Below are 13,057 nucleotides of genomic sequence, written 5' to 3' on the forward strand. Positions count from 1 at the left end.
GCCTGCACGATCCTTAACTGGCTTGGAGAGTTGCTCATCGAGAGATATCGAGATGACTGCGAAATCGGTTCGTCCCTACCATGAGCCCGCCGGCGGCTGGGGCGCTCTCAAGGCGCTCAGCGAAGCGCTGTTGGTGCAGCGGGTACCGTTGAAGGGCGCAGCGACGCTGAGCCGGATGAATCAGCCGGATGGCTTTGATTGCCCCGGCTGCGCCTGGCCCGATCCGAAGCACACCTCGTCATTCGAATTTTGCGAGAACGGCGGCAAGGCGATCGCCTGGGAGACAACATCGAAGCGCTGCACTCCGGAATTCTTCGCCGAGCATACTGTCACGGAGCTCGCGAGCTGGAACGATCACGATCTCGAAATGGTCGGGCGGCTCACCCATCCGATGGCTTACGACGCCGTGTCCGACCGCTATCTCCCGGTGGAGTGGAGCGATGCGTTCGACATGATCGGTCGCGAGCTTCGGGCGCTGCCGGATCCGAACATGGCGGAGTTCTACACGTCCGGGCGAACCTCGAACGAAGCCGCCTTCCTCTATCAGCTCTTCGTGCGCGAATACGGCACCAACAACTTTCCCGACTGCTCGAACATGTGCCACGAGGCGACCAGCGTCGGCCTGCCGTACTCGCTGGGCGTCGGCAAGGGCACGGTGCTGCTGGAGGATTTCGACAAGACGGATTGCATCTTTATCTTCGGCCAGAACCCGGGCACCAACAGCCCGCGGATGATGACCAGCCTGCGTAACGCGGCACGCCGCGGCGCCTCCATCATCTCGTTCAACCCGTTCCGCGAGCGGGCGCTGGAGCGCTTCCAGGCGCCGCAGAGCCCGGTCGAGATGATCACGCTGTCATCGACGACGATCAGCTCAAAACTGTTCCAGGTGCGGGTCGGCGGCGACGTCGCCGTCCTCAAGGGGATCATGAAGATCCTGGTGGAAGCCGACGAGGCCGCCCGTGCCGCCGAGCAGCCGGAGATACTCGACTGGGATTTCATTCGCGGCCACACGGTCGGCGTTGAAGCGCTGATCGACGACCTCAAACGCACGCAATGGCCGGATATCGAACGTCAGTCCGGCCTGACGCGCGAGGACATGGAATATGCGGCCGGCGCCTATATGAAGGTCGAGCGCGCCATCCTCGTCTACGGCATGGGCATCACCCAGCACGGGCGCGGCGCGAACAACGTCCAGCAGATCGCCAACCTCGCGCTGTTGCGCGGCAATGTCGGGCGCGATGGCGCCGGCGTCTGCCCGGTTCGCGGTCATTCCAACGTGCAGGGAGATCGGACCGTGGGGATCACTGAGGTCCCCAAGGCCGACTTCCTCGAGCGCCTGGAGCAACGCTTCGGCTTCAAGCCTCCGGCCGCGCCGGGACACAACGTAGTGACCGCGCTAGAGGCGATGATCCGCGGCGAGGTGAAGGCGTTCTTCGCAATGGGCGGCAACTTCGCCGCGGCCATTCCGGATTGGCAGGCGACCCAGGCGGCGCTTGGCAAGCTCGATCTGACCGTCCACGTCTCGACCAAGCTCAACCGCAGCCACCTGATCCATGGCCGCGCCGCCCTGATCCTGCCCTGCCTCGGACGCACCGAGATCGACGTCCAGGCGTCGGGGCCGCAGTCGATCACGGTGGAGGATTCGATGTCGATGGTGCATGCGTCGGGCGGTCGCAACAAGCCGGCATCGGAGCATCTTCGCAGCGAGGTCGCGATCGTCGCCGGCGTTGCCAAGGCGACGCTGGGCGAGCGCACGGTGGTCGATTGGGACGGCTTCCTTGCCGACTACGACCGCATCCGCGACGCGATCGAGGCGGTATTCCCCATCTTCCAGGGCTACAATGCCCGCATCCGCGTCCCCGGCGGCTTTCATCTCACCTCGACGGCACGCGAGCGTGTCTGGGCGACGCCGTCGGGCAAGGCGAACTTCCTGGTTTTTCCGGGCTGCGGCGAGGATCCGCCGCAGAGTGATCCCGATTTCCTCTGGCTCACGACGATCCGCAGCCACGACCAGTACAACACCACGCTCTACTCGATGTCGGACCGCTATCGCGGCGTGTTCGGCCAGCGCGACGTGGTGTTCCTCAACGAATACGAGTTGAAGAGGCGCGGACTTGCTGACGGCGACCGCGTCGACCTGATCACCGCCTCGACCGATGGCGCCGAGCGGATCGTGCGCAACTTCCGTGTCGTGGCCTATTCCTTCCCGACCGGCTGTTGTGCGGCGTACTATCCGGAGACCAATCCGCTGGTACCGCTCTACGCCTACGATCCCCTCAGCTTCACGCCGTCATACAAAGGCGTTCCGGTCCGCCTGGTACGTTCGGCCGTTCCCTTGGAATAGCTGTAGAGTCGTAGACGTCGCGCTCAGGTATCGGCGTGGAGGTCGCAGCGCGGCGAATCCGCCGGGACGGAGACCGGCAGCGTGAACCAGAAGCGGGCGCCGCCATTCGCGCCGTTGCCGTCGGCGCCGATCCTGCCTCCATGCGCCTCGATGATCGACCGGCAGATCGGGAGTCCCATGCCCATCCCGCTGTCCTTGGTCGTGAAAAAGCTTTCAAACAGCCGATCGACATGTTCGGCGATGCCAGGACCGTTGTCCTCCACGGAGCAGCACAATTTCGACGCGTCCTGTGTGACCGTGCTGATGACGATCCTACGATCGTCACATCCCGCTTGCGTCATCGCCTGCACCGCGTTGATGGCCAGATTGACGATCACCTGCTGGAGCTGGGTGCGGTCACCGAGCACCTGCGGGCTGGTCGGATCAGGCCGGTGCAGGATCGTCACGCTGCGGGATTCCATCTCGTGTTGAAGGAAAAGAAGTGCTTCGCGGATGATCTCGTCAAAGGACAGCAATGCCTGCTCGGGGGCTTTCCGGGAGGCCATCCCGTGAACGCGCGCCACGATGTTCGCGGCGCGCTGGGTATCCACGACGATGTTCTCGATGGTCTTGCGGATCTCGAGGATATCGGGCGTGGGCCTGTTCAGCCACCGTAGGCCGGCGGCGCCGTTGGTGGCGATGGCGGCCAGCGGCTGATTGACCTCGTGCGCGATCGACGCGGTGAGCTCGCCGAGCATCGAGACGCGCGCGGCATGCGCGAACTCGGCCTGTGCCTGCTGGAGCTTCTGCTGGGCGCGAATGCGTTCGGAAATGTCGATGGTAACGACCAGGCTTGCTTCGAGATTGTCAATGGGGCCGACGCGAGCCGTCGTAAAGAGAACGTCGACGATGCGGCCGTCCCACGTGACCATCTGGGTCTCTTCCTCGAAATTCGTTTCTCCGCGGAAGCGGGACTCGATAGCCCGGCGGAACGTATCTGGACGTTGCTTCCAGGTCTCGGCCATGGAACGTCCGACATAGCCTTCCCCGAAACTCTGGATGGCCCGTTCGTTGGCCTCCTGAATCGAGAGTGCGTCCATGCAGGTCCGGAGGAAATCGGGATGGCTATCGAGATAGAGGCCCAGATCGGTAACGCCCTCGGCGCGCAACTTTCGGAACAGCGCCATCAGCCTGCTGGTGTCGAGCTGCCGAAGCGCGATCGGCATCCGGCTGAACAAATGGCGGTAACGCTGCTCGCTCCGCTCCAGCTCGCCATGGGCCTTCTTCTGCGCGGTGATGTCCATGACCGCGCCGACGAGCGTCAGCGAAGCGGCCAGAAAAGCAGCGAAAGCGATCGCCGTAAAATTTTCTCCAAGCAGTGAACAGGCGAAGGACAGCAGGGTCAAAACAAGGCTACCCCAAGCCCACAGCAGAATCCGATCCTGTATTGTCTGGATCGGCAGCAAACGGCGCCACCATCGGCGAGGCTGTACGGGGTCGGAGCCATCCAGGCATTCGAGCGTCATGCAAAAGGTTTACCGCCCCGCCGGAGGCCGGTCTTTTGCGTTTTCGTCGGCGCTTTGTCAAAACGCACGAAGCTGTGATCGAGCTGGCATCATGCCGCCAGTTAACTACTCAAGCGGATTCATGGCGCAATCCAGTATCCGCTTCGCGCGTGGCTGGAGTGGATGTCTCGGCCGACCGCGGCTTGCGTCCGGTGAGCCAATTGCTGAGCCGGTCCAGATAGAGATAGACGACGGGCGTCGTGTAGAGCGTCAGGATCTGCGATAACATCAGACCGCCGACGATAGTGTAGCCGAGCGGCTGACGCAGCTCGGCGCCGGTGCCGGAGCCGATCATCAGCGGTACGCCGCCCAGCAGCGCCGCCATCGTCGTCATCAGGATGGGGCGGAAGCGCAGCGTGCAGGCCTGGTAGATCGCCTCTTCCGGGCTGAGCCCGTGCTGGCGCTCCACCCCGAGGGCGAAATCGACCAGCATGATGCCGTTCTTCTTGACGATGCCGATCAGCAGGATGATGCCGATGATGGCGATGACGCTGAGATCCACGTGGACCGCCAGCAGCAAGAGCAGCGCGCCGATGCCTGCCGACGGCAGCGTCGACAGGATCGTAATGGGGTGGATCAGGCTCTCATAGAGCACACCGAGGATAATGTAGATCACGATCAGCGCCGCGCCGATCAATAGCGGCGTGCCCGACAGGGAGGACTGGAACGCCTGCGCATTGCCCTGGAACGAAGCTGTTAGCGAGGCGGGCTTGCCGGTGCTCTTCTCGATGTTCTGGATCGCCGCCACCGCGTCGCCCAGTGCGACGCCGGGCTTCAGGTTGAACGAGATTGTCACCGAGGGGAACAGGCTCTGGTGGTTGATCAGGATCGGCGCGGGCTTGATTTCGCTGTGAACCAGCGTGCTCAGGGGGACCTGCTGGCCGGTGGCCGAGTTCAGGTAGATGTCCTTGAGCGCTTCGGGGCCGTACTGAAAACGTGGGTCGACCTCCATCACGACATGGTACTGGTTCAGCGAGGTGAACATCGTGGAGACGATGCGCTGGCCGAATGCGTCATCGAGCGTGTTGTCGATCGTCGTGGGCAGGATGCCGAAGCTCGATGCGACCTCGCGATTGACGGTGACCTCCAGCCTCGGGCCGGCATTGGCCTGGTCGCTCGCGACATCGGTGATGAGGTCGAGCGCGCGGAGCTTCTCCAGAAAGATCGCCGACCAGTTGGTGAGCTCGTTGGAATCGGCGTCCGTCAGCGTGTACTGATACTGAGTCTTCGACAGCCGTGCGCCGATGGTGATGTCCTGCGCGGCCTGCATGTAAAGCCTGATGCCCTGAATATGGGAGAGCGCAGGCCCTAGCCGCTCGATGATCTGATCGGCGCTGGCCTTGCGCTCGGGCTTCGGCTTCAGGACGATGAAGATGCGTCCCTGGTTGAGCGTCGCGGTCGGGCCGCCCGGGCCGATATAACTCGCCACCGACTGGACCGCTGGATCCTTCGAGAGGATGTCGACGACCGCCTGCTGGCGCTCGGACATGGCGGGGAAGGAGATGTCCTGTGCGGCTTCGGTGATGCCGACGATCTGCCCGGTGTCCTGTTGCGGGAAGAAACCCTTCGGTATGATGACGTAGAGGTAGCCGGTCAGCGCGATGGTCGAGAGCATCACCAGCAGCGTCACGAAGCGATGGCGCAACACGATTCGCAGGCCTCTCGCATACAGTGCGAGCAGGGCATCGAAGCCGCGTTCGAAGGCGAGGTAAAGCCGGCCGTGCTTCGCCCGCGAGTCGTCCTTCAGCAGGCGCGCGCACATCATTGGCGTCAGCGTCAGCGAGATGATGAGCGACAGCAGCAGCGCGGCGGTAATCGTGATCGCGAATTCCTGGAACAGCTTGCCGACATAGCCGCCCATCAGGAACAGCGGGATGAACACCGCGATCAGCGACAGGGTGATGGAGACGATCGTGAAGCCGATTTCGCTGGAACCTTTGAGCGCGGCCTCCATCGGCGTCATACCCTGCTCGAGATGGCGCACGATGTTCTCGATGACGACGACGGCATCGTCGACCACGAAGCCCACCGCGATCGACAGTGCCATCAGCGAGAGGTTGTCCAGGCTGTAGCCGAGCACGTAAAGCACCGCGAACGTGCCGACCAGCGACAGGGGAACCGTGATCGCCGGGATGATCGTGGCCCAGAAATTCCGCAGAAACAGGAATATCACCATCACCACGAGTGCGACCGTCAGCATCAGCGTGAATTGAACGTCGGAGACGGCGGCGCGAATGGTGGCGGTCCGGTCGGCGGCAATCGTCACCTTGATCGCGGGCGGAACGGAGGCCTGCAGTTGCGGCAGCAGCTTCTTGATGCGGTCGACGGTTTGGATCACGTTGGCGCCGGGAACGCGCTGCACCGCCAGGATGATGGCGCGATCATTGCCGTACCAGCCGGCCAAGAGGTCGTTCTCGGGCCCGTCGACCGCCGTGCCGATGTCGCGTATCCGCACCGGTGAGCCGTTACGATAGGCGATGATGAGGTCTTCATAGGCGGCGGGCTTGAGCAACTGATCGTTGGTGTTCAGCGTATAGGTAACGCGCGGGCTGTTGAGCGTGCCCTTGGGCAGGTCGACATTGGCGCCGGCGATCACGTTGCGGACGTCTTCGAGGCCGATGCCGCGCGCAGCGAGCGCCTGCGGATTGACGCGAACGCGGATTGCGGGTTTCTGCTGGCCGCCGATGCCGACGAGGCCCACGCCCGGCACCTGCGAGATCTTCGGCAGCAGGATGTTCTCCGCATAGGCATCGACCGTGGTCAGCGGCAGCGAGTCGGACGTCAGCGCGATCAGCATGATCGGCGTCTCCGCCGGGTTCACCTTCCGGATCGTCGGCGGGTAGGGGATATTCGGCGGCAGGAACGGGCTCGCGGCATTGATCGCGGCCAGCACGTCCACCGCCGCGCTGTCCACCGTGCGCGACAGCTCGAATTGCACCGTGAGCTGGGCCACGCCGAGCGCACTGGACGAGGTGAGCTGAGTGATACCGGGAATCTGGCTGAGCTGCTGCTCGAGCGGAGTGGCCAGCGACGAGGCGATCGTGCCCGGGTCGGCGCCGGGCAGTTGCGCCGAGATCTGGATGGTCGGGTAGTTGACGTTCGGCAGCGCGCCGACCGGCAACAGGGGATAAGCCGCAAGGCCGCACAGCAGCAGGCCCGCCATCAGCAGCGCGGTTGCGATCGGCCGCAGGATGAAGGGCGCGGAAATGTTCATGGGATCGCATCCTGCACGGCGCTCTGCAGGTCGGCTTCACGCGCGGCCTTGCCGTGCAGCTCGAGAACGCGGCTGCCTTCCGTCAGTCGATACTGGCCGTCGACGACGACAACGTCACCGGATTTCAGGCCCTGGTCGATCAGGGCCTGGCCATCGGTGATCTGGGCGACGTGAACGGGACGCAAGGTAACCGTCTGGTCAGCGGATACGACATAGACATAGCTGCCGTTCGGACCCTGCTGCACGGCCGAGCCGGCGACAGTGAGCGCATCCTTCTGAATCTCGAGCAGCAGGCGCGCATTCACCAGCTGCCCCGGCCATAGCCGGTGCTCATGGTTCGGGAACACCGCCTTGAGCTGGACGGTGCCGGTCGTTCCCGCGATCTCGTTGTTGACCAGCAGTAGCGTGCCTTCGTCGAGCTTCGTCTTGTTGTCCTGGCTGTAGGCGATGACCTTCAGGGCGCCCTTTGCTGCGTGCTCCTGGATCCTCGGCAGGTCTGCCTGCGGCAGGGTGAACAGCAGCGAGATCGGCTCGATCTGGGTGACGACGACGAGGCCGTTGGCGTCGGTCGGATGAATGACATTGCCGACATCGATCTGGCGAACGCCGGTGATGCCGGGAACGGCCGACGAGAGGCGCGTATAGCTCAGCTGGACATTGGCCTCGTCGATCTGGGCCTGGTCCGCCTTCACGGCGGCCCTGAGCTGCGCCACCTGCGCCGTCTGCGTCTCGATCAGTTGCGGGGTCGCATAGCCCTTGTCGCCGAGTTGATTGTAGCGGGAGAGATTGGCTTCGGCATTCGCGAGCTGCGCCTGGTCCCTGTCGCGATTGGCCGTCAACTGCTCGATCTGGGCCTCGTAAGGACGTGGATCGATCTGGGCGAGCAAGTCGCCGGCCTTGACGGCCTGTCCCTCGGTGAAGGCGATCTTGACGATCTGTCCTTGAATCTGGCTGCGCACGACGTCGGTGTTGTAAGCGATCACCGTGCCGATGCCGTGCAGATAGATCGGAACGTCCTTGCCCGTGACCGTGGCGGCGACCACCGGCACCGCAGCGGGCACGGGTGCGGCTGCCACGGCGGGCGATCGGTCGGTGCCGAAGAACCAGAAGCCCGCGCCGAGCATGATCGCAGCGAGAGTGAGGAGCGCAATGGTGAGGTTCCGTTTCACGGTGATGATCCTCCATGATTTCAGGGACTGCCGGAATTTCAGGGACTGCCGGAGCTGTCGATCGATGTCGTGCCGTTCAAGGACGTTGTGCCGTTCAAGGGCGTCGGGCCAGCCACCGGCACGGACGGACTAATTCCGGCTCCTCCGATTTCAGTGGCGCCCAGCGGAATTCCGACGCGGCCGACCGTCGATGTCGAGGGCAGGGACGGGACCGCTGCGGTGCTGCCGGCACAAGTGGTCGATGAGGTGCCGGACAACCCGCCGCCGTCGAACAATGCTCCGGTCGATGCGGCGTTGCCGGACCCGGCGCAGGCGCTCGTGCTTGGCGCAGGGTTGATCGGCGAGATGCCGGGCGTTACGATTTCGGTCGATCCCAACGGAATGCCCACTGGCCGCGTGGATTGCGGGTTGAGCGGCGACGTCGCAAGCATGCCGGCGGGAGGCTGCATTCCCGGCGCCGTTGTTTGAGCGATGGCCGCAGCCGGGACCAGCCACAGCATGGCGGTCGCAAGCATCACACCGTTGTATGTTGAATATTGTTGTCGCATGGATGAAAGCTCCGGCCGACTGCGATCGAACAATAGGAAGCTGCGCCGGCGCGGGTATTTCCAGAACGCACGCCCTGCTGCCCGGCTGCACGACGACGAGGCGAATCCGGTGCGTCGTGCATCGCATTCTGTCTTGCGCGACCACGTTCGACGCATCGCCTCGCCGTTGGCCTGAGATAGCCTTCGCTATCTCAGGATGGCCCGGGCGTGTGCGATCTCCCGACTGCACGCGGCGAGGTCGCCGCCGCGATTGGCGGTGCGCGCGCGATCGAGCGAGTCGAGCGCCTCGGTGAAATCGATGCCATTGCCACCAGCTGCTTCCGCGAGCGAGCGGGGCGTGGGTTGATGGCCGCGCAGCGCGCTGAGGCTCTCCGGCTTCCAGCCGTGGGAGCCAGCGTCTCTTTCTATGGCCAGATCGAGCTGGGCCTGGGTTTGCGCGATGTCATCCGTGCAGGTTCCGGCACGAGCCGGCATTGTTGCGTACAGCAGGGCGAAGAGGGCCAAGCTGCACTTTGCGATGGATGTCATTGTTCGATCCTATGCTTGAATTTCGAGTGACGTCAGGAACGTTGCCTTGAATGACAGGGCGCGCATCGATCGTCTTTCGTGTACGAACGCCGGCCGTTCACGCTTGCGAGAGGTCATGTCATGAATGTCAGCGTACATAACGTGAGCCCCCAAAAATGCCTCGCTCAACGGGGCTACGTCCGGAGGATGTTCCAGCAGCGATCGTCGCAGCTCGCGTGTCCGGGCGTGCGAAGTGGCAAGGATAGTTGTTTGCGGAAATACGCAAGCAAGCCTTGAAATTAGTATCGCGTCATTCCAACCCGGAGTGATCCCGACATGAAACACATCAGCGCCAGCCTCGCCTTTGCCGCCGCTCTCTCCTTGTTCTCGGCCGTCGCCCCTGCGCGCGCGGAGCCCCTGAAGAACATCGTCCTGGTGCACGGCGCCTGGGTGGATGGGTCCGGCTGGAAGCCGGTCTACGAGATCCTGAGCAAGGAAGGCTTCCGCGTCACCATGGTGCAGGAGCCCGAGATCTCGTTCGCCGACGACGTCACTGCGGCCAAACGTATTCTCGATCTGCAGGATGGCCCGACGCTTCTCGTCGGTCACAGCTACGGTGGCTCGATCATCACCGAGGCCGGCGTACATCCCAACGTCGTCGGTCTTGTCTACGTCGCCGCACATGCGCCCGACGTCGGCGAGGACGAATCGGCGCTGGGCAAGAAGACGCCGAGCGTGCTCGGGAAGACCGAAGGCGTCATCAAGATGACCCCCGACAAATTCACCTATCTCGATCCCGTGCAATTCCCGAAACTGTTCGCGCCGGATCTGCCGCGCGAGCGGGCTGAGTTCGTCGCGCGCTCGCAGGTCCCGGCCGCGACACAGGTCTTCAGCACGCCGCTGACGGCAGCGGCGTGGAAGACCAAGCCGAGCTGGGGCATCGTCGCCGGCAACGACCAGATCATCAGTCCGGATCTGGAGCGCTGGTACTATGAGCGCGCCAAGAGCCAGACCACTGTGATCCCCGGCGCGAGCCACTCGGTCTACGAGTCCCGTCCGAGGGAAGTGGCGGCGGTCATCGCCCGCGCCGCGCGCAGCATTCAGTCGCCGGTCACGCGCTGACCGTGCTTTTGCTGGTCCCGACGCACGACCGGCAGAAGGAAGGACGGCGGGAGTGACAGCACTCCCGCCGCCCCGAATATTCCATCCGGAGAATTCCCATGAAAATGATCGAGACGACCAGCTCCGCTCTGAACTGGAAGGTGACGACGGTGAAGCGGGCCGGACTCAGCCGCGACTTGCCGTCCGGCAATCCGGATTTGATGTGGGTCGCGAATTCGTCGACGCTGATCTACGGTGAGCGGGATGCGGTTCTCGTCGACACGTTCCTCACCGCCGGGCAGTCGAAGACGTTGCTGGACTGGGTCGTTTCGTGCGAGCGAAATCTGACCACGATCTATGTCACGCACGGGCACGGAGATCACTTCTTCGGCCTGGCGCCGCTGCTCGATCGCTTTCCGCATGCGAAGGCCGTTGCAGTTCCCGAGGTCGTCGAGGAGATGAAGGCGCAGCTTGCACCTGAAGCGCTCGATGGCTTCTGGCGCAAGCGCTTTCCGGGCGAGATCGCAGAGCGTCTGGCCGCGGCTGCGCCCCTCGAAGGCGAGCTTACGCTCGAGGGACACAAGCTCGTCGTCGTCGACATGGGACGAACCGATACGGCCCGCTCAACTGCTCTTCATGTCCCCTCTCTCGACCTGATTGTCGCCGGCGACACCGTGTACAACGGCATTCATCCCTATCTGGTCGAAACCGATACGCAGAGCCGGCTGGAATGGATCGCGGCGCTCGGCCGGCTCGATGCCTTGAAGCCGCGCTTCGTGGTGGCCGGACACAAGAAGCCGGACAACGACGACGATCCGCGCAACATCGCTGAGACCCGTCAATACCTGCTCGATTTCAACCGCCTCGATAAGGCGACGACATCGCCGCGCGAGCTTTACGAGGCGATGCTCGAGCTCCATCCCGACCGTGCCAATCCGGGATCGCTCTGGAGCGGAGCCAACGCCGCAAAGGAGCTGAGGTCGTGACGAGCTGGCAGAACAATCGAGCCGCGCGCGATGCGCGCATTGCGGCAGGAGCCGGCCTTGCCCGCGGCAAGGTCGTTGAAGCGCACGACGTCACGCGCCTGCTGGAGGCCGTGGTCCGATCGGGAGACCGGGTTTGCCTGGAGGGCGATAACCAGAAGCAGGCGGATCTCTTGAGCCGCGCGCTGCTGGCGGTCGATCTGTCCAAGGTCAACGATCTGCACATGGTGCAGTCGGGTGTGGTTCTGCCCGAGCATCTGGACCTATTCGACCGCGGGGTCGCAAAGCGGCTCGACTATGCTTATTCAGGACCGCAATCGGCGCGCATCGCGCGCATGCTGTTCGGCGGCAAGATCGAGCTGGGCGCGGTTCATACCTATCTCGAATTGTTCGCCCGCTACTTTATCGACCTTACGCCGCACGTCGCGCTGATCGCCGCCGTCAGCGCCGACCGCGAGGGAAATCTCTACACCGGCCCGAATACCGAGGACACCCCGACCGTGGTCGAGGCGACCGCGTTCAAGGACGGCGTCGTGATCGCACAGGTCAACGAAATCGTCGACACCGTTCCGCGGGTCGATATCCCGGCGGACCGTGTCCATTTCATCGTCAAGGCCGACAAGCCGTTCTTCGTCGAGCCGCTGTTCACGCGCGATCCGGCGGCGATCACGGAAGGCCAGATTCTGACAGCGATGCTCGCGATCAAAGGTGTCTATGCGCCCTATGGCGTACAGCGGCTCAATCACGGCATCGGCTTCAGCACAGCCGCGATCGAGCTCCTGCTGCCGACGTTCGGCGAGAGGCTGGGGCTGAAGGGCACGATCGCGTCCCATTTCGCGCTGAATCCCCATCCCGCGCTCATTCCGGCGATCGAGTCCGGCTGGGTGCGGCAGATCCACTCGTTCGGGTCGGAGGTCGGCATGGACGACTACATCCGGGCCAGATCCGACGTCTACTTCACCGGTTCGGACGGCTCGTTGCGCTCCAACCGCGCCTTCTGCCAGACCGCCGGGCTCTATGCCTGCGACATGTTCATCGGCTCCACGCTGCAAATCGATCTGCAAGGGAACTCGTCGACCGTAACCACCTCGCGCATTGCAGGCTTCGGCGGCGCCCCGAACATGGGGGCGGATGCCCGCGGGCGACGCCATCCGAGCGAGCCCTGGCTGAAGGCCGGAGCAGAGGCCGATCCCGACGGTTCGGCACTGATGCGCCGCGGCCGCAAGCTGGTCGTGCAGATCGGAGAGACGTTCGGCGACAAGAACGTGCCGCTGTTCGTCGAGAAGCTCGATGCGATCGAGCTCGCCGAAAAGCTGAAGCTCGATCTCGCGCCGGTCATGATCTACGGCGACGACGTCACGCACATCATCACAGAAGAGGGCGTGGCAAACCTCTTGCTGTGCCGCACCGCGCAGGAGCGCGAACAGGCCATTCGCGGCGTTGCCGGCTACACCGACGTTGGCCGACGGCGGAACCACGGCATGGTCTCGCGCCTGCGCGAGCGCGGCGTGATCCGCAGGCCGGAAGATCTCGGTATCAATCCGCTCGATGCGGATCGCAGCCTGCTGGCGGCGCGTTCGATCAAGGATCTCGTGCGCTGGTCGGGCGGACTCTACGCGCCGCCCTCAAAATTCAGGAATTGGTGAG

The 13,057-nt window shown here is 63.8% G+C and carries 9 protein-coding genes; 5 read left to right on the forward strand and 4 right to left on the reverse strand.

The genetic code is table 11. The features are described 5' to 3' along the window. Nucleotides 1-52: 52 nt before the first annotated feature. Nucleotides 53-2,344, forward strand: a complete 2,292-nt coding sequence (locus ABIB91_RS09670; protein WP_354160338.1) for an FdhF/YdeP family oxidoreductase — start codon at nt 53-55, stop codon at nt 2,342-2,344. Nucleotides 2,345-2,367: 23 nt separating this feature from the next. On the opposite strand, the gene ABIB91_RS09675 is transcribed toward ABIB91_RS09670, so the two are convergent. The 3 genes from ABIB91_RS09675 to ABIB91_RS09685 form a co-directional block, all read right to left on the reverse strand. Beyond that, entirely contained in the window at nt 2,368-3,729 is a 1,362-nt protein-coding gene (locus ABIB91_RS09675; protein ID WP_354160340.1) for a PAS domain-containing sensor histidine kinase, read from the reverse strand. Nucleotides 3,730-3,958: 229 nt separating this feature from the next. Next, nucleotides 3,959-7,102 (reverse strand): efflux RND transporter permease subunit, encoded by a 3,144-nt coding sequence (locus tag ABIB91_RS09680; protein WP_354160342.1) that lies wholly within the window; start codon nt 7,100-7,102, stop codon nt 3,959-3,961. Further along, complete coding sequence (locus ABIB91_RS09685; RefSeq protein WP_354160344.1) at nt 7,099-8,271, reverse strand: efflux RND transporter periplasmic adaptor subunit; 1,173 nt, start codon at nt 8,269-8,271, stop codon at nt 7,099-7,101. The genes ABIB91_RS09680 and ABIB91_RS09685 overlap by 4 nt, the downstream gene beginning before the upstream one ends. Nucleotides 8,272-8,340: 69 nt before the next feature. On the opposite strand from ABIB91_RS09685, the gene ABIB91_RS09690 reads away from it, so the two are divergent. Continuing rightward, nucleotides 8,341-8,739: a hypothetical protein gene (locus ABIB91_RS09690; RefSeq protein ID WP_354160346.1), complete on the forward strand. Its 399-nt coding sequence runs from the start codon at nt 8,341-8,343 to the stop codon at nt 8,737-8,739. A 266-nt stretch (nt 8,740-9,005) separates the two neighbouring features. Here ABIB91_RS09690 and ABIB91_RS09695 read toward each other — a convergent pair whose 3' ends face one another. Then, nucleotides 9,006-9,347 carry a hypothetical protein gene (locus ABIB91_RS09695; RefSeq protein ID WP_007596049.1) on the reverse strand — a complete coding sequence of 114 codons (342 nt, stop codon included), beginning with the start codon at nt 9,345-9,347 and terminating at the stop codon, nt 9,006-9,008. Between the two features lie 315 nt (nt 9,348-9,662). Here ABIB91_RS09695 and ABIB91_RS09700 point away from each other — a divergent pair, with 315 nt between their 5' ends. The 3 genes from ABIB91_RS09700 (at nt 9,663) to mdcA (ending at nt 13,056) form a co-directional block, all read left to right on the forward strand. Continuing rightward, nucleotides 9,663-10,448: an alpha/beta hydrolase gene (locus tag ABIB91_RS09700; protein ID WP_354160349.1), complete on the forward strand. Its 786-nt coding sequence runs from the start codon at nt 9,663-9,665 to the stop codon at nt 10,446-10,448. Nucleotides 10,449-10,546: 98 nt separating this feature from the next. Further along, the gene (locus tag ABIB91_RS09705; RefSeq protein ID WP_219681589.1) at nt 10,547-11,413 is read left to right on the forward strand and encodes an MBL fold metallo-hydrolase; all 867 of its coding nucleotides are present in this window, start codon (nt 10,547-10,549) and stop codon (nt 11,411-11,413) included. Beyond that, nucleotides 11,410-13,056: a malonate decarboxylase subunit alpha gene (gene mdcA / locus ABIB91_RS09710; protein WP_354160351.1), complete on the forward strand. Its 1,647-nt coding sequence runs from the start codon at nt 11,410-11,412 to the stop codon at nt 13,054-13,056. Before ABIB91_RS09705 ends, mdcA begins: the two co-directional genes overlap by 4 nt. Nucleotide 13,057: the final 1 nt, after the last annotated feature.

This window comes from Bradyrhizobium sp. JR4.3 (assembly GCF_040547695.1).
GTDB lineage: Bacteria > Pseudomonadota > Alphaproteobacteria > Rhizobiales > Xanthobacteraceae > Bradyrhizobium > Bradyrhizobium canariense.